This is a genomic window from Enorma shizhengliae (genome assembly GCF_009676995.1).
Classification (GTDB): domain Bacteria; phylum Actinomycetota; class Coriobacteriia; order Coriobacteriales; family Coriobacteriaceae; genus Enorma; species Enorma massiliensis.
Genome location: NZ_VTFZ01000001.1, coordinates 316574 through 334190 on the forward strand (window position 1 = coordinate 316574; position 17617 = coordinate 334190).

At 61.3% G+C, this 17617-nt stretch carries 16 protein-coding genes; 8 read left to right on the top strand and 8 right to left on the bottom strand.

Annotated features, from left to right (window positions below):
- Window positions 1-107: 107 nt before the first annotated feature.
- Window positions 108-956, bottom strand: coding sequence for a DNA mismatch endonuclease Vsr (vsr, locus tag GJE22_RS01220; protein ID WP_144687295.1), 849 nt, complete (start codon window positions 954-956; stop codon window positions 108-110).
- Between the two features lie 252 nt (window positions 957-1208).
- Here vsr and GJE22_RS01225 point away from each other — a divergent pair, with 252 nt between their 5' ends.
- The 4 genes from GJE22_RS01225 (at window position 1209) to GJE22_RS10145 (ending at window position 4836) form a co-directional block, all read left to right on the top strand.
- The gene (locus GJE22_RS01225) at window positions 1209-1403 is read left to right on the top strand and encodes a hypothetical protein (protein ID WP_144687294.1); all 195 of its coding nucleotides are present in this window, start codon (window positions 1209-1211) and stop codon (window positions 1401-1403) included.
- A 225-nt stretch (window positions 1404-1628) separates the two neighbouring features.
- The gene (locus tag GJE22_RS01230; protein ID WP_019127588.1) at window positions 1629-2450 is read left to right on the top strand and encodes an ABC transporter ATP-binding protein; all 822 of its coding nucleotides are present in this window, start codon (window positions 1629-1631) and stop codon (window positions 2448-2450) included.
- Complete coding sequence (locus GJE22_RS01235) at window positions 2440-4638, top strand: FtsX-like permease family protein (protein WP_144687293.1); 2199 nt, start codon at window positions 2440-2442, stop codon at window positions 4636-4638. The genes GJE22_RS01230 and GJE22_RS01235 overlap by 11 nt, the downstream gene beginning before the upstream one ends.
- A 75-nt stretch (window positions 4639-4713) precedes the next feature.
- Complete coding sequence (locus GJE22_RS10145) at window positions 4714-4836, top strand: hypothetical protein (RefSeq protein ID WP_019127590.1); 123 nt, start codon at window positions 4714-4716, stop codon at window positions 4834-4836.
- A gap of 187 nt (window positions 4837-5023) precedes the next feature.
- Here GJE22_RS10145 and GJE22_RS01240 read toward each other — a convergent pair whose 3' ends face one another.
- The 5 genes from GJE22_RS01240 to GJE22_RS01260 form a co-directional block, all read right to left on the bottom strand.
- Window positions 5024-5305 (bottom strand): hypothetical protein, encoded by a 282-nt coding sequence (locus GJE22_RS01240; RefSeq protein WP_144687292.1) that lies wholly within the window; start codon window positions 5303-5305, stop codon window positions 5024-5026.
- Window positions 5306-5507: 202 nt separating this feature from the next.
- A complete protein-coding gene (locus GJE22_RS01245) occupies window positions 5508-7184 on the bottom strand; it encodes a hypothetical protein (protein ID WP_144687291.1) in 1677 nt (558 codons plus the stop codon).
- Window positions 7185-8012 (bottom strand): ABC transporter ATP-binding protein, encoded by an 828-nt coding sequence (locus tag GJE22_RS01250; protein ID WP_144687290.1) that lies wholly within the window; start codon window positions 8010-8012, stop codon window positions 7185-7187.
- Between the two features lie 116 nt (window positions 8013-8128).
- Window positions 8129-8317 (bottom strand): Arc family DNA binding domain-containing protein, encoded by a 189-nt coding sequence (locus GJE22_RS01255; RefSeq protein WP_144687289.1) that lies wholly within the window; start codon window positions 8315-8317, stop codon window positions 8129-8131.
- A gap of 151 nt (window positions 8318-8468) precedes the next feature.
- Window positions 8469-9503 carry an SPFH domain-containing protein gene (locus GJE22_RS01260; protein WP_087186844.1) on the bottom strand — a complete coding sequence of 345 codons (1035 nt, stop codon included), beginning with the start codon at window positions 9501-9503 and terminating at the stop codon, window positions 8469-8471.
- A 754-nt stretch (window positions 9504-10257) separates the two neighbouring features.
- Here GJE22_RS01260 and pflB point away from each other — a divergent pair.
- Window positions 10258-12354, top strand: a complete 2097-nt coding sequence (gene pflB / locus GJE22_RS01265; protein ID WP_144687288.1) for a formate C-acetyltransferase — start codon at window positions 10258-10260, stop codon at window positions 12352-12354.
- A 149-nt stretch (window positions 12355-12503) separates the two neighbouring features.
- The gene (grcA3, locus tag GJE22_RS01270; protein WP_019127598.1) at window positions 12504-12755 is read left to right on the top strand and encodes an autonomous glycyl radical cofactor GrcA3; all 252 of its coding nucleotides are present in this window, start codon (window positions 12504-12506) and stop codon (window positions 12753-12755) included.
- A 433-nt stretch (window positions 12756-13188) separates the two neighbouring features.
- Here grcA3 and GJE22_RS01275 read toward each other — a convergent pair whose 3' ends face one another.
- A complete protein-coding gene (locus GJE22_RS01275) occupies window positions 13189-14109 on the bottom strand; it encodes a ketopantoate reductase family protein (protein ID WP_144687287.1) in 921 nt (306 codons plus the stop codon).
- A gap of 297 nt (window positions 14110-14406) precedes the next feature.
- On the opposite strand from GJE22_RS01275, the gene pflA reads away from it, so the two are divergent.
- Both pflA and GJE22_RS01285 read left to right on the top strand, forming a co-directional pair.
- Window positions 14407-15204 (top strand): pyruvate formate-lyase-activating protein, encoded by a 798-nt coding sequence (gene pflA / locus GJE22_RS01280; protein WP_144687286.1) that lies wholly within the window; start codon window positions 14407-14409, stop codon window positions 15202-15204.
- Between the two features lie 197 nt (window positions 15205-15401).
- A complete protein-coding gene (locus GJE22_RS01285) occupies window positions 15402-16391 on the top strand; it encodes a hypothetical protein (RefSeq protein ID WP_144687285.1) in 990 nt (329 codons plus the stop codon).
- Window positions 16392-16583: 192 nt separating this feature from the next.
- Here the strand turns inward: GJE22_RS01285 and GJE22_RS01290 are convergent, their stop codons facing one another.
- Window positions 16584-17474 (bottom strand): ROK family protein, encoded by an 891-nt coding sequence (locus GJE22_RS01290; RefSeq protein WP_144687640.1) that lies wholly within the window; start codon window positions 17472-17474, stop codon window positions 16584-16586.
- Between the last annotated feature and the right edge of the window lie 143 nt (window positions 17475-17617).

The following is a 17617-nucleotide window of genomic DNA, read 5'->3' on the forward strand; positions in this document are numbered from 1 at the left end:
GATGCACAGCCCCATTATGTCCGCAAAGCGCAAAACAGTTACTTATGACATGCCTAAGAATCGCTTACATAAGCGTGGAGGCCGAATGCACGGCAGAAACAGGCGAATTACCTGCGCGTTTTTGGCGCATGCTCGTTGATGGTCGCGATGACGCGGGACATGGTTTCGTCGATTTTGTCGCGTTTGAGTTCGCATTCCCAAATAGTGATGGGCGTCCAGCCGAGTTCTTTCAGCTCGGTGATCGCACGGGCATCTCGCTCGACGTTGCGGCGAAACTTTGCCTCCCAGAACTCGGTATTGCGCTTGGGAGTCGAAGGGTTGCAGTGCGGGCATCGGTGCCAGAAGCATCCGTTCACGAAGATGGCGATTTTGCGTCCGGGAAACGCGATGTCCGGCCTGCCTGGAGCCTTCTTCCACTGAAGGCGATAGCCGGTAAGGCCAGCGGCTCGCAGTCGCTGGCGCACGAGCAGCTCGGGCTTAGTGTTTTGCCGCTTGTTTCCCTGCATGGAATGGCGGCTGTCGTGGCGGCGCTTGGCGAGGGCCGCAAGGTCTTCGTCGCTTGAGGTCCGCGAGAGCGTATTGACGAGCTCTACATCTGCGGGCATCCATGTGAGGGTAGCGAGAGAGCGGCGCTCGATCCAGCGTATTTCGAGCTGGCGATCGCTCTTCTGGGGTTCGCCCTCTTCGATGCGGCACGAATAGCATTCCATCGAGAGGTGAAAATCCGGGTAGTCGTATTCGACGGTGTAGATGTCGCGGAGGTCGGTCGCGCGGATGTTGAGCTCCTCGGCAAGCTCGCGCCGGCATGCGTCTTCGGCCGTTTCTCCGCGCTCCACCTTGCCGCCGGGGAATTCCCAGAGGCCCGACATCTCTCCGTAGCCGCGTCGAACGGCGAGCACGCGGTTGCTGTCGCCGTCTTCGTGGATGATTCCCGCTGCCACACGGACTGTTTTCATGCAACGTACTCCCAGCTTGACTTTGGTTCTCACCGTATTGTACGCATCTTGGGCGGCCCTCGCCGATTTACCATGACGACTGTGAGCGCGGAAAGCCGGCGGGGCGGGGGGGTCGGCGTGCCTCGAAACCAGGTGCAGCCTCAGCCTTAAGCCTTCCTTCACCCTACCTTACAAAACTGCAATTCGCCTGTAAGGCAAATCGATGGCACCTCGAAGGCCATCCTGCGAGGATAGCATCAGGAGGTGGTCCCGATGAAAACCACGAACGTAAACGCAACTGATCGCAAGCTTGCCTACGCGAGCCCCTATGATGTCGAGCCTGCGCATGAGGTGCATAACCCCGTGGTCAGGGCGGGCATGTCGGTGGTTGAGATGGTGGCATGGCTTGTGGTCATGGCGGCGCTCTCCATTGGCATGATCGTGCTCCTGTGGAACGTCTCCCGCTAACAGCGGTTCACGCTCACCGGGTGTTGGCGTTTCACGTGTGGTTCGCAGACACCAGGTGCCAGCGTTTCACGCGGAGGCGGCCGAAGGAGCTCGGTTGAGCCTTGCGGAGCATCTCCCCCCCCTGGCTGGCGACGGTGTTGCAACGACTCGGCGCGCCGTCGCCAGCATGGGAGCAAGGTCCGCTACCAATGCCCCATAATGGAAGAATGACTGAAAGGAACGAAGATGCCTGTACTTACCCAGCAAGCGCGCCATGCGGCGGGCGCCGCCGGAGTCGCCGGTGCCCCCGTGCTCGACGTTCAGCATATTGAAAAGATCTATGGTAGCCGCAGCAACGTGACGCATGCGCTGCGCGATGTCTCCTTTACCGTCAACCAGGGCGACTTCGTGGGCATCATGGGCGCCTCGGGATCCGGCAAGTCGACGTTGCTCAATTGCGTCTCTACCATCGATAAGGTCACGAGCGGCAGCGTGATCGTGAACGGTGAAGACGTCACGAGGCTTAAGAGCCAGCAGCTCACCAAGTTCCGCCGCGAGCAGCTGGGATTCATCTTCCAGGACTCCAATCTTCTCGATACGCTTACCGCACGAGAGAACATTGCCCTGCCGCTCACTATCAGCCGCGTGCCTGCCAAAGAGACGCTCGCTCGCGTGACCGAGGTCGCCGGACGTCTCGGCATCCGTGAGACGCTGGACAAATACCCCTATCAGCTTTCGGGTGGCCAGCAGCAGCGCGTTGCCGCGGCGCGCGCCCTGGTTACCAACCCGGCCATCATCATGGCCGACGAGCCCACGGGTGCGCTTGACTCCAAGAATGCGCGGCTTCTGCTCGAGAGCTTCGAGACCATGAACCGCACGTACCGGGCGACGGTGCTCATGGTTACGCACGACAGCTTCGCTGCGAGCTACACGCAGCGCGTGCTCTTCATTCGCGACGGGCGCATCTTTACCGAGCTTCGGCGCGGCGGGTCCACGCGCCAGGAGTTCTTCGACCGCATCATGGAGGTTGTGGCCATGATGGGCGGGGAGGGTTCCGATGCTCTGTAAGATAGCGCTCGGAAACGTGCGGCGTGCGGGCAAGGACTACCTCGTCTATCTGCTCACGCTCACGTTGGCCGTCACGGTGTTCTACGCGTTCAATACCATCTCCGTCCAAGTGGACATCGCGGGCGTTACCGCGCAGAACGCGGGCATGGGCGAGACCCTCGGCGGTGTCATCTCTTGGCTCACGGTCTTTTTGGGCTTCGTGATGGGCTTTCTCATGGTGTACGCGAACAACTTCATCATGAAGCGCCGCAAGAAGGAATTCGGCCTGTACCAGGTACTCGGTATGAGCCGCTGGCAGGTGGCGCGCATCATGGCCATGGAGACGCTTTTCGTGTCGCTTGCCGCGCTCGTGCTGGGCGTGGTACTCGGCCTCGGACTCTCGTGGCTCATGGTGTTCTTCACCGCGAGCATCTTCAAGACACAGATCGCTGATTTCCGCTTCTTCTTCTCGCTGAGCGCCTTTATGCTCACGGTGGGCTGCTTGGTGGCGATCTTCCTCGTGACGCTCGTCTTCAACCTGCGCGTGGTGGCGCGGGCGAAGATTATCGACCTCATGAGTGCTAGCCGCAAAAACGAGACGGTGCACGTGCGCAACCCGTGGCTTTCCGCCGTGGTCTTCGTGGTGGGCGCGGCTGCTATCGGCATTGCCTATGCGCGGCTTCTGCACGACGGCTTGCCCTACGACGGCTCGCCGGACGGCATGACGAACTTCCTCATCACGACCGTCACCGTCGTGGTAGGCACGATTCTGTTTTTCTTCGGTCTCTCAGGCTTTTTGCTCAAGGCGCTCCAGGCGGCACGCGGACTCTATTGGCGCGGCCTCAACATGGTGACGCTTCGCCAGCTTGCGGCCAAGGTGAACACCGTGAGCTTCTCGATGGCCATGATTGCGATGATCCTGTTCCTGGCCATCACGTCGGTCACGACGGGTATGTCGCTTGCCGGCGTGATGAACGAGAACGTTGAGCACGGTACGCCGGCGGATTATTCGCGTATCATCACATATATCGGCGAGCAGTCTGCGGCGGAGCTGAACGCATCGAGCGAGCAGAACGGCTCGGGTACGCGGTACGCCGTGACGCGCGAGCCAATCGACGTGCTCAAGGCGAGCGCACTTGATACTGTTGACCCCGATAGCGCAGACGCGCGCCCGTTCGACCTGGCATCGATTATCGGTCGCTCCGTTCAGGTTGATGTGTACGACTCCACGCCGCTGGGGGAGAGCGTACCGCTTGTGACGCTCAATGCCCTCTGCGAAGCGGTGGACATGCCGCTGCCTGCGGGCACGGAGACGGCCGACATGACGAGCTTTGGGCTCGGTATCATGAAGGAGAGCGACTACAATCGCTACCTGCGGTTCCGCGGGTTCGATGAGATCGACCTTGGTGAGGACGGTTACCTCATCACGTCCGACATGGGTGCGACGGTGAACGATGTCTACAACGCCGCCATGGCGAAGGGCGTGACGATCGATATTGCTGGGCGCGAGCTCTATCCGGCTGCCGATGCGGTCGATTACGAGGCGAGTGTGTTCCAGAACGCGATGTTCGGTATGAACTCCGGCTCCGTCGTGGTGCCCGATGAGCTTGTGGACGAGGCGGGGCTGCCGCTCTACTACGGTTACTTCCTGGGCGACTACGCCGATGGCGTCTCGACCGAGGAGGGCGACGCCTATGTGCGCGCGTACCGCCGCTACGGCGACCTCACGGATAGCGACGGCGCGGTCGTGGCGCTGTGGGGGCAGGAGGCCACGCGCACCGAGACGTACGAGAGCGTGGATTCCATGAACGGCCTCATTTCGTACCTCGCCATCTACATCGGCTTCGTGCTCGTGGTGGCGTGCGCCGCGATCCTTACGATCCAGCAGCTCTCGGGCGTGGCCGACGCGAGCGGGAATTTCCGAATCCTCTCCGAGCTGGGCACCGAGCGGCGCGACATCGCGCATTCCGTGCTCGCGCAGCAGACGGTGTTCTTCGTGTTCCCGCTCGTGCTGGGCATCGCGCACTCGTGCGTGGCACTGAGCGTGATTATCAAGCTTGTCCAGCTCTTCGGCGGGTTTGCTATCGGTGGTGCGGTTGGGCTTACGGCGGTCATATTCGTCGTGGCGTACGGAGGCTACTTCTTTGTGACGTACCTCATGAGCAAGGGCATCGTGGGCGACGCGATTAGGGCGCGGCATAGCCTGTAGCGAAGCGCGAGGGCTTTCGACGGGCCAGGTGGGTATTAGCCTGGCTCCCGTATCTATGGCAGAGAGGAGGGCCGGATGATGATTATCGATGCTGTTATGCAAAGCGTAACGAGCGTTTGGCTTCCTATTGCAGGGTGGGTGGTGGCTGGGGTTGCCATGTGGCTGGTTTCCGGCCGCTCGCAAAGGCGCGACGACTAAGGCCTGTGCGCCAGCCGAGGATTCTGCAGGCATTGATGTTGGAGCGGAGGGCGCGTTCTTCGTTGAGCGTGCCCTTCGCTTCGTTTCGGCCCGCTTGGGACCCGTTTTTGGCTCGCCCACTTTGTATGAAAGGGTTTGAAATCAGGGGAAACCCTGCAGACCCATGTGCCGCAGGAGCAATTTCAGTTTATACCGACGCCGCATAGGGTCGCACGGGCCAAGACTGGTGAGTGTTGCTCGCGCCATCGCCCGCCCGCAGCTTACGCAGGAGCGCTTCGTAAGAACGGCGTAGATTTGCGCGCTGGTCTTCGGAGCGCCTGCGCGGCGTGCGCATGCGGATGACGCTTCCGCTCGCGCGCCCTGCTTGCTTGGTTGCCCCGGTGGTGTCCGGCGCGGCGGCCTTGGCGGCGGGAAGGGGGCCTGCTTGGCGCTTGGTCCCCGTGCGGGAGGATGAATGCTTGCGATGCATGCGATATGCTCCTGTTCAGCGTTGCCGGGCCGTCTGTTTTGCTTTGGCATGTTGGACGCCCGACGGTCGTGTATCGAATGCCATTTGGTTTGTACCACCCGGCGCGGACAATAAACCTAATCTTTGCTTAATCCCGCGCCCTGCGCTATTTCTACAGGGACGGTTAGCTCCCAGGTACGGTTTTCCTACAGGTACGCTTGGCCTACCGCGTAAAGAGAGCCGTCCGGTGGCAGAGCCTCCTAAAGACGAGGTGCCCCGCTGCGGCGCAGGCGACGCCCAGCCCGAGGTTGAGAGCGTCGCCCGCCGCCGCAGCTCCAAGGGTATCCATGAGCATCCAGCATGCAAAGCCCCCGCCGAAAGCGGCGGCCATGCCGCCGAGCGTGGTAAACAGGATGGGCATGCTGCGCTTAACCACTTCGTTCGGGGTATTCCATACGAAGTTCGGCGAGGTGGCGTCGATGGTCAGGGCGATATTGATAAGCAGGTAAAAGACGCCGAAGCCCAGCACGATAATCTCGAGGGCCTGCAATACGCCTGCCTCGCCCGAGATGAGCAGCACGGCTGCGCTGATTGCAAGGGTGACGGCGACGGGCAGGGCGTTGGTGGCGAGCTTCGCGCCCAGGATCGTGCGCGGCGGCACGGGCGCGGTCGACATAATCCAGGCCGCGCGCCCCTCGAGCGACACCGAGCACGCGGCGCTCGGGCACATGCCGGAGCAAAACACGTAGACCCAGGGGATGAGCACCACGAGGCGGCTGGCGTATGCGCGCACGGCTTCATCGGTGATTTCGACGCCGTCCACTACCCCCGAGGTCAGGATCTCGCGCATGCCCATTGCCGAAAGCGCAACAGCGACGACGACCATGAGGATGTAGCCGAACAGGCAGTTAAACGCATAGGAGGGGATGCCGATGAGCGTTCGGAACTCTTTGTTTATCATGGCGCGGAACGGCGATGCCCCGCTGCGGCGTTCGCGCAGGCGCTCCGCGGTATAGCGATCCCGAGCGCCTCCCTTGCTCGCCAACAGGCCGTTGATGGGAAGGTAGAGGCGCTGCATGATTTCCAGGCATGCAAGCGCAGCGCCAAGCGAGAATGCCGCAAAGACAACGAACGGCAGCACACTGCTCGAAATGATGCCCTCGCATGCCCAGGCGGCCGGTGGATATAGGGCGGTAAGGCCCGCGCCCATGGCAGACGCAACGCTGCCGAAGGCAGCCAGCTTGGCAGCGGGGTCGCTGGCGGTGCCCGCGCTAAAAGAGAGCGCATAGGCGCCAACGAAGATTAGGGTGAAAAACGCGAGCGCAAGAACTATGTAGGCAAGGTTGGCATGGCGGAAGCGTACCGTGAGCATGGTGACGCCGAATGCGGCGAACACGGATGCGCTTACCGGGGCGAGCGGGGCAAGCGGGATGCTTAGCACGGCGAATGTGACCGACACCGGGTTTGCGGGCGCATGCAGAAAGTAGACCACAAACAGCGGTGCCATAAACACGGCGCTCAGCACGATGGCGGCAAGAAAGACCGTTCCCAAACGCGAGGCAACGACCATGCGTCTCGAGATGGGCAGCGACATCACATGGTCCCAGTCGGCGAGTCCAAAGAGCGTGCCGCGCGCCTTCATGAAGGCGAACACAATGCCTGCGAGCGAACCGACAACAAGGGCGAATGCCGGAATGACCTCGGTGAGGTCCATGGCAACGAGCCCCATGCCCATGAGCGCGACATATGCCGCCATCAAGGCGCCGAGCGCGATTGCCACCACGCCGGCCAGGGCGAGGCGTGCGGTGCGCGACCGCTTCTTCGATCCCTGGCGCTCGGGTGCGAGGGAATTGACGAGTGCGAGGACTTGCACGCGGCAGAGCAGCGCGAAACCGTTCATCTACTTCATCCCCTTGAGGTGGCTGCGCCCATTAGAGCGAGCATTACCGGTTGTTGGATGGGCAGCCTGTCCGTCGTTGCTCGGATGCTCAGGATCCTCTACAAGGTCGAGGAATACCGCCTCGAGCGATTCGTCGCCGCGCACCTGCTCGGTGGGCCCGGCAGCGAGCAGTTCGCCGCCACGGATGATGGCCACCTTGTTGCAAAGCTTCTCAACCACCTCGAGTACGTGCGACGAGAAAAAGACCGCGCTGCCACGGGAAGCGAGCTCGCCGAGCATGAGCTTGAGCTCGTGGGATGCAACAGGATCGAGGCCTACGAAGGGCTCATCGAGCACGAGGAGCCGGGGTTCGTGCAGGAGCGCGCCGATGAGCACGAGCTTTTGACGCATGCCGTGAGAATAGCTTCCCACCGCATCGCCAAGGGCGCCCATGAGCTCAAGGCGCTCCGCAAGCTCGGTGATGCGCTCGGTGCGCACATCAGCCGGCACCTGGAAGATGTCGGCAAGGTAGGTGAGGTACTGGATTCCCGTCATGAATTCGTAGACGTCGGGGTTGTCGGGGACATAGGCGATGAGGCGCTTTGCTGCCACGGGGTCGCGCGCAACGTCGATGCCGCACACGCGGATGCTGCCCCCGTCGATGCCCTGCACGCCCACGATCGAGCGGATGAGGGTAGTCTTGCCAGCGCCGTTATGGCCGATGAAACCATAGATATCGCCGGGCTCAACCGCGAGCGAGATATCGCGCACCGCTACGGTTTCCCCGTAACGCTTCTGGTAATGATCGATAGCGAGAATGGGCGCCTCGGGGGCGTTCTGGATGGTCATGGTATCTCCTTGTTGTGGTGGTGAGATTGGTGCTCCGGGCGTCGTGAGACAGTTGTGCCGGGTACAACTGTCTCTCTGTTGCCATGTATGAGACAGTTTAACCCGGCACAACTGTCTCATTGGGATTTCGGCGGCTTCGGGGTATCGGCGACGCCCTTTTTTGGCAGGCGGCCGGCGCGCTTGAGTGCGTCGCGCAAGATCCACTCGACTTGTCCGTTGGCGCTGCGCATCTCATCGTCGGCCCAGCGCTGGACCGCCTCCCATATGGCGGGGTCGATGCGAAGGGGATATTGTTTGCGCGCCATGGCGGTCACCTGCTGCTGAGAGTTAACAATGGGGTCGAGTGGCGGTCAATCTTGGAAGAGCGGGCCGGATGTTGTTTGCCTTGGAAGGCTGGGCCGGAGGCTGCTTTACCGAGACCGCTTCCCCCGGCCCATCGTTGTTCGACCCTGAAGGCTAGTAGAGAGATCCTGCGTTCACGATGGGGTGCGCTTCGGATTCGCCGCAGAGCACCACCATGAGGTTCGACGCCATCTGCGCCTTGCGCTCCTCGTCGAGCTCGATCTTACCGTGCTGGCCAAGCTCGTCCACAGCCATTTCGACCATGGTGACAGCGCCCTCAACGATTTTCTTGCGTGCGGCGATGACGGCTTCGGCCTGCTGGCGGCGGAGCATCGCCTGGGCGATTTCGGGCGCGTAAGCGAGGTGCGTGAGGCGCGCGTCGTCGATGGCGACACCAGCCGGTGCCAGGCGCTGCGTGAGCTCGTGCTTGAGGGCGGTCGAGACCTCCTCGATATTGCTGCGCAGCGTGATGGAATCCATGGAGTCCGAGCTGTCCTCGGCGTGGTCGTACGCATAGATGCTCGCTACGTGACGGAGCGCCGTTTCGGCCTGCGTTGCCACGAACTGCTCGTAGTTGTCCACGTCGAAGAGGGCCTTGGCGGTATCGGCCACGTGCCAAACGACCACGTTGGCGATTTCGATGGGGTTGCCCATCTTGTCGTTGACCTTCAGGATGTCGCCGTTGAGCGTGCGGGCGCGTACGGAGACCTTGGTGGAAAGGCCACTTGCTGCTTTGGCCGCCGTCTCGATGCTCTTGCTCAGCGAGAGCCCGCTTTTGCCCACAGCGCTCGCTACGGCATCTTCGGTGGCAGAGTTGGAGCCCATGCTGCGGCTGTAGAACGGGTTCGCCCAGCGGAAGCCCTCGTCGCGCACGGTGCCCTTGTAGTCGCCGAAGAGGATGCACACGCGCGCCTGCCCGGGCTGCAGGGTGAAGAAGCCGGATACGGGAATCCAGATCAGGCAGAAGGCGGTGATGCTGAGCCCCAGGCCCCAGCCCGAGAGAGGGCTTGCCGCCACGCCGGCCTCGTCGGCGTTCACGAGCCCGATGATGCTCAGGACGAACACGGCGACGATGGCGATGAAGGCGATGAGAATGACGCCAAGCATGCCCCAGCCAGATGCGGCCTTGATCTTCTTTTCCACGCTCATGGATGTTCCTTTCGCGAAGCGCTCCGCCGGCGTGACGGCAAAGCGTTGCCCCTGATATTCCTCGGGGGGGGGGCGACTCCCCGGCCACGGGCGCCGTGAGACGCTGAGCGAGCGGGCTCTGCGCGCCGGCGCCCCTTCGCCGGCAGACGTTCCGTGCTTCCCGTCGACCTCCGTGGTGATGCCATTGTGATATCACATTGAAACCAAGTCAACTACCGTTCGCCGATTGGTGAGCGCGGTGGGCGGCGAACGGTCATCTGATGCCGCATGGAGGCGGCGCGTTAATATTACATGCCGATTTACGCATCAAGAGCCTCAATCGAGCTTCTTAATGCGTAAATCGGCATAGAATTAGTTGCTGAGGGTCATTGTTGAGGGCTGTTGCTGAGGGACGGCGATCGGTCGAGCGAGCCACATCTCATGGGGAAGGCGGTGGCTCGTCGGCTCCGCCAGGTCGGGCGCCTGTGGCGGTCCGCGCTCCTCCGCTCGGCCTGCAATTCGGCCGCATCCCATGCATGCGCAAAAAACCACGCGCGCGGGGCTATATCATCCCAAATCGCTGCCATTAACAGCAGGTGCCTATGGTATTCTTCAAAACAGATAAGTTCTCGGTAAACGGTCAAAAATGCGGCGCGAGCGTCAAATTGCACCGGCCCGTACCACAGTCGGTGTGCACGGTTGCTCCGTCGTGTGCGCCGGGTCCCGAGTAAGCAAGCCGGCACCTGCCGGCGCGAACAAGGAGCGTGGTTACACGATGCAGGAAGCATGGGAAGGCTTCGAGGGCGGCACCTGGACCGATGAGGTTGACGTCCGCGACTTTATCCAGCGCAACTACACCCCCTATGAAGGCGATGAGTCGTTCCTCGCTGGTCCCACCCAGCGCACCAAGGACCTCTGGGACTACGTCATGGGTCTCCTTACCAAGGAGCGCGAGAAGGGCGGCTGCCTCGACATGGACACCAAGGTGGTCACGGGCATCGTGAGCCACCCGGCCGGCTACATCGACAACGAGCACCCCGAGCGCGAGACCATCGTCGGTCTGCAGACCGATAAGCCGCTCAAGCGCGCGCTGCACGTCAACGGCGGTATCCGCATCTCCATGCAGGCGGCCCAGCAGCACGGCTACAAGATCGACGACGACGTGGTGGAGAACTACACCTTCCGTCGCAAGACCCACAACCAGGGCGTCTTTGACGTCTACACCCCCGAGATGCGCGCCTGCCGTTCGTCGCACATCATCACGGGCCTGCCCGACGGCTACGGCCGCGGCCGCATCATCGGCGACTACCGTCGTGTGGCCCTCTACGGCGTGGACTACCTCATCAAGGACAAGGAGGCCCAGAAGGCCTCCACGCCCAAGGTCATGACCGAGGAGAACATCCGCGACCGCGAGGAGCTGCAGGAGCAGATTCGCGCTTTGGGCGAGCTCAAGATGATGGCCGACTTCTACGGCTATGACATCTCCGGCCCGGCCAAGAACGTGCAGGAGGCCATCCAGTGGATGTACTTCGCGTACCTCGCTGCGGTGAAGGAGCAGAACGGCGCCGCCATGTCCATGGGCCGCACCTCGACCTTCATCGACATCTACGCTGAGCGCGACCTCGCCCGCGGCACCTTCACCGAGGAGCAGATTCAGGAGTTCGTGGATCACTTCATCATGAAGCTCCGCATGGTCAAGTTCGCCCGTACCCCCGAGTATCAGAACCTCTTCTCCGGCGACCCGCAGTGGGTCACCGAGTCCATCGGCGGCATGGGCGTGGACGGCCGCACCCTCGTCACCAAGACGGCGTTCCGCTACCTCCACACGCTCGAGAACATGGGCACCTCGCCGGAGCCCAACCTGACGGTGCTGTGGTCTAAGAGTCTGCCGCAGGCCTTCAAGGAGTTCTGCGCCAAGACCTCCATCGCCTCGAGCTCCATCCAGTACGAGAACGACGACCTCATGCGCGTGTACCATGGCGACGACTACGCCATCGCCTGCTGCGTGAGCTCCATGCGCATCGGCAAGGAGATGCAGTTCTTCGGCGCCCGCGCGAACTTGGCCAAGTGCCTGCTCTACGCGCTCAACGGCGGCGTGGACGAGATCTCCAAGAAGCAGATCGGCCCGAAGTATCGCGCCGTCGAGGGCGACACGCTCGACTACGACGACGTTGTGAGCAAGTTCAACGACATGATGCAGTGGCTCGCCGGCGTGTACGTGAACGCGCTGAACATCATCCACTACATGCATGATAAGTACTGCTACGAGCGCATTCAGATGGCGCTGCACGACAAGCACGTGCACCGCTGGTTTGCCACGGGTATCGCCGGCCTTTCCGTCGTGGCCGACTCGCTTTCCGCGATCAAGTACGCCAAGGTTCACCCCGTTCGCGACGAGCAGGGCGTGATCGTGGACTTCGAGATCGAGGGCGAGTTCCCCAAGTACGGCAACGACGACGACCGCGTGGACAAGATCGCCCACGACGTGGTGCACCAGTTCATGGAGTACATCCGCATGAACGACACCTACCGCAACTCCGTGCCCACGACCTCGGTGCTCACCATTACCTCCAACGTGGTGTATGGCAAGAACACCGGCGCTACGCCGGACGGCCGCAAGAAGGGCGTGCCGTTCGCCCCGGGCGCGAACCCCATGCACCGTCGCGATACGCACGGCGCCATCGCGAGCCTGAGCTCCGTGTCCAAGCTGCCGTTCCGCGATGCCCAGGACGGCATCTCCAACACCTTCTCCATCATCCCGGGCGCGCTCGGCAAGGAGGACCAGGTGTTCTTCGGCGATATCGATCTGGACAGCCTCGACTTTTCCACGGCCGAGATCTCCGTCGAGAACCCGGACTGCGCCGAGTGCTAACAACGCCGGCAACGTTGGCAATGGGTCGGGAAATTTCCAGTCCCATTGCCAACTGCTAGTGTACTAGAAGCAATTTGGCGTTATACTAGTAACGATTCCTAATGTGGCGGCGCGACGGGTTGCCGCGCCCCTTCGAAAAGGAGAAGCACATGAACGTCACCGACGTCCCCCAGGCGCAGGCCGACAACCTCGTTAACATGATCGACGCGTATGCCGAGAAGGGTGGCCATCACCTGAACGTTAACGTGTTCAACCGCGACACGCTGCTCGATGCGCAGCAGCATCCCGAGAAGTACCCGCAGCTCACCATCCGCGTGTCTGGCTATGCGGTGAACTTCCACAACCTCACCAAGGAGCAGCAGGACGAGGTTATCTCCCGTACCTTCCACCAGGGGATGTAACTCACGCGTTCTGCCTGTTAGAATGCGGTAACGCTCCTGCGATTCCAACAAAGCTGAGCTTAAGGGCCGGCTGCGAGATGCGCCTCGCAGCCGGCCCTTTGCGTGCGGAGCGCAGAAATTTGAATGTGAACAGCAAAAATGGATAACTTTGTCGATTTTCTGCTCTCTGATGACGCTCAGGCCGGCTCATTTCCGCGCGAAACGCCTTGTTATAAAGAAAAGCGAGCCACACAGGAGCTGTTTTGGCCTCTGTAAGAACGTTGACCGCCATCCGAGAGCAGAAAATCGACAAAGATAGCCAATTTTCGCTCAATACGTTGAGAAACGACCTTTGTGGCACGGCGGTTTCCGCGGCGGGGGTGGTCCCCGACTCGCTCCCCGATGCGCGATTGATAGGTTTGTATCTGCAGTTAGTTTTTCCCCGCTGCGCTGGCTACCAGTTTGTCTCGATCTCGCGAATGCGGTCGTAGAGCCATCGATTCTGCGGGACGAGGATGCCGTGCTGCTCGGCAAGGTGAATGACGGCCCCAGCGAATTCCTCGACCTCGGTTCGGCGGTGCGCGACACGGTCTTGTGCCATCGAGGGTATGCCTGCCGGATCAATCGAGGCGATAAGGTCCACCATGTCGCCCAGATCCTGCTCGGTGAGCTCGATTCCTTCCGCCCGTGCTACGGCCATGGCCTCGCGCATAGCGGCGATGAAGCAGCGATTCTGTTCGCCAGGTGCGGTTGCAGTGCCATAGGTGCCTCCATATGCCATGCAGGTTTGGTTTATCCCCACGTTGAGCATGAATTTCGTCCATAGGCGATGTTCGATATTCGCCTCGACCGTATGGGGGATGCCTGCTCGACGGAAGAACGCGGCAATGCTGTCGACGACGCCTGGATTGGTTTCCTCCGCCGCGCCGAACCGGATCTCGCCCGGATGCGTATAGGTGAGCTCGCCATGTAGAAACACGGCGTCCATGCCCTGCGCAACGCTGAGCACTGTATGTTGCCAGCCAAATCGCTCGGCTATGATGCGCTCGCTTCGAATGCCGTTAAGAAGCGAAATGATGCATGTATTCGGGCCTACCAGGGCTTCCATGGTGTCGAGCGCTTGGTCGAGGCTGGTTGCCTTAGTGGCGAGCACGATCAAGTCGAACGGACGCTCGCCCGACAAGGCGCTTACGGGCAAAGTTTCGATATCGCATTGCACGCCATTGATGAGCGTACGGTCGTGTCGATGCCGTTCGAACCGTGCATCATCCATTACATAGGTAACCGCCCCAGCATCGAGATGCGCTGCGGCAATGCTTCCGTAGAGCAGTCCTACTGCACCCTTGCCTACTATTGCCATGCGTTCGATTGCCATGCTTGCTCCCTATGCTCGTTTGGTTCCGTGGTCGCGCCTGCCAGTATAGCCCTGCTGCTGTGGGGGTTCATGCAGTCATTTTGGGACGGGGTCGTTTTGACTCATCGAGCCCGCGTGCCCGCATCGATTGCGGCGCGCGGGCCGTTTTTGTTTGTGCGGCGCCCGCCCCGCCCCTTCCTTGGGAAGTCGTCTCTCTTCCGCACTGACTTCACCCGTTGTTCCGTGTGCGCCGGACGCAGATGAAGGACGTACAATAGCGGTGGCGGACAAGCAACGTGAGCAAGGAGCGTGGGCGCGGTGGCAAAGGTTGAGCTCGAGGCGCAGATAGAAGACCAATCGCAGTTCCCGTTGGGGCGCGTTCATTCCATCGAGACCATGGGCACGGTCGATGGACCGGGCACACGTCTTGTAGTGTTCGTCCAGGGCTGCCCTATGCGTTGCGCATACTGCCACAACCCCGATACCTGGTCGCTTCAGGCGGGCACACCCGTCTCTGTTGAGCACGTCATGGGCACGTTCGAGAGCAATTGGCAGTTTTATCGCAACGGCGGCATCACGGTTTCTGGTGGGGAGCCGCTGCTCCAGCCCGAGTTCGTGGCCGCCCTCTTCGGCCAGGCCCACGCCCGTCCGGCCGGAAGGGTGCACACCTGTCTTGATACCTGCGGGTACGCGTATACGCCCGATTCTCCTGAGCGCTTCGACGCGCTGCTTCGCGCAACCGACCTCGTGTTGCTCGACATCAAGCACGCGGATCCCGAGGGCCATCGTGTGCTCACGGAACGTAGCATGGACCGAATCCTCGCCTTTGGCGACGAGCTTGCTCGCCGCAACATCAAGACGGTGATCCGGCATGTTGTGGTGCCGGGCTATACCGATTCGGTTGAGGAATGTGAAAAGCTCGGTCGGCTGATCGCTCCCTGGCATAACGTTGTCGGTCTCGAGATGCTGCCATACCACACCATGGGGGTGGTGAAGTACGAGCAGCTCGGCATCCCCTACAAGCTCGAAGGCGTTCCGCAGATGGACAAGGGTCGCATTCCCGAGCTGCGCGCCGCCGTGCTTCGCGCCATGAAGGGGGCCCGCGCAAGCGAGTAGGCGATCATCGGCCGTACGCCGGACGGCCTGCCCGCGCCCGTTCATTCTTGGGCAAAAATGTACCGTTAACGGCTTCTACAGAGGCCTGCAACGGTACAATCTTGCCCAAAAATGAGAGAGGGGCTACGCTTTAGCAAGAAGATGGACCGTCTGCATGCCTACGCATGCGGGCTACGTTTACCTAGGGGGCAAAAGCCGTGCGCTCAAGCGTTTCGGAGCGAATCGCCCGTCACGTCGCACAGGCGGAGCAGGACGGGATTCTATTTCGTCCGCCGCGAAAAGAAATCCGTGCGTTTCGCCGACGTGTGGATACGGGCGAGCTGGTCGAGCCATTTCCTCAGCTGTTTGGGCACAGTGCATTTTGGGCAGGGTTGGAATCATGGCGCAAGCCGTACGTCATCATCCAATCCCTTGCGCGTTACGATGAACAATTGATTTTCGCCTCGTTTTCCGCGGCATGCGTGTTTGGCCTGCCCGTGTCGCTTGAGCTGCTGGAAGATGTATACCTCGCGGTGTCGCCCGGTTCCCATACTGGGAAGACGGGCCGATTTGTGCGATGCGGCGTGCGCGCCACACCAGGAATACCAACGTTTGCGCGCGGCGTCGTGAACGGGATCCACGTGACTTCACCTGAACAAACGGTTGTCGACTGCCTATGTGCGGCGCCGTTTCCTCAGGCACTGGCCATTGCGGACGCCGCGTTGCGCCTTCTCGACATATCGAGCGAAGAGCTTGTGCAGCTTGTGAGACGATATGGCGGTCGCAAGCGAGGTGTCAGGAGCGCGTTGCGCGTGGCATCGTATGCGGACGCGCGCAGCCAAAGCGGGGGAGAGTCCATCGCGCGCGGCGTTATGATCCAAGAGGGCTTCGTCGTCCCCGAGCTTCAGGTGGCGTTCCCAGATGTTCTGGAGCCGTGGAGAACGTTCTACGTCGACGGCGCGTGGATTTTGGAAGACGGGACAAAGCTGGTGTGGGAGTTTGACGGCAAAGACAAATATACGCGTTTCTCAGGAGAACACGGCGACACCGTGGCGCGCATGATGCATGAGCGCCAGCGCGAATCTCGCCTGACGGCGGTTTGTGATGCCGTGATTCGTTTTGATTACCGTACCGTGATGACGCCCGGAGCGCTAGCGCGGCTCTTGGATGCGTACGATGTACCGCGCGTCGCGTCTCGTGGAATTTGATTATAGGGCCCGCGTGGGTGCACAGGTACGGACACGCGGCCGTACGCTGTTTGATTGTCTTTCATTCTCGGGCAAGAATGTGTCGAACTTGGCCGAAATAAGTGGCTGTAACGGCACAATCTTGCCCAAGAATGAATAGGGAGAGAGCGGGAAGGCGGCGTCACGTTGCGGCGCGACACCGCCCCGGCGGCGTTATCCCTCTAGCGCCTGGCGGGCCAGCTCGAGGCAGCCCATAACGCCCTGCTTGCCCTCAAGGCTGTTGTTCACAATATAGGTGTCGAGGTCTGCCACCTCGGGCGTGACGATGTAGTTGTTGAGCACCTCGGCCGTCTTGGCGCGCGCGAGCTGCACGATGGGGGTGTGGTCGCCCACGCCGCCGCCAATGATGATGCGCTGCGGCGAGTAGCAGAGGATGTACGTGGCGAGCGCCTGCCCCAGGTACCCGGCGAGCAGGTCCATGGCTTCCGGATCGTCCGCCATCTGGCTGCCCTTCTTGCCATTCCAGCGATTGGCGATTGCCGGGCCGGCGATGAGGCCTTCAAGGCAGTTCTTGTGGTACGGGCACGCACCATCGCCCGCGATGGGGTCATCCGGATTAGGAACCAGCGGGATATGGCCTGCCTCAGGGTGCATCATGCCATGGAGGAGCTTCCCGCCCGAGAGAACGCCGGCGCCCACGCCCGTACCGATGGTGAGGTACACCACATCGGTAAGCCCCTGCGCGCAGCCGAAGGTGACCTCGCCCAGGCACGCGACGTTCACGTCGGTGTCGTATCCGCACGGAATGCCGAGGGGTCCCTGCAGATTGCCCAGCAGGTCAAAATAGCGCCACGCGGTCTTGGGCGTTTCAAGAATCTGGCCGTAACGAGGCGAAGAGGGGTTCACCGCAGTGGGGCCGAACGCGCCAATGCCCAGCGCAGCGATGCCCTTGTCCTTGAACCAAGCAGCGCACGTTGCGGTTGTTTCCTCCGGGGTGGTGGTGGGGAACGACTCGGACTCGACGACGGTGCCGTCGGCATAGCCCGTGGCGCATACCATCTTGGTGCCGCCGGCTTCCAGCGCGCCGAGCAAGACCTTATCCATCATAGGGCTCCTTTCAGCCAGATAACCTTGCCGTTTCAACTATTATAGTTTGATGAAACGCAGAAGGGCATGATATTGGGCGAGCGGGGCTCTGTTCGGTGTGAACGGGATGAAACAGAAGTCTTGTTTACATAAAGTCCCTT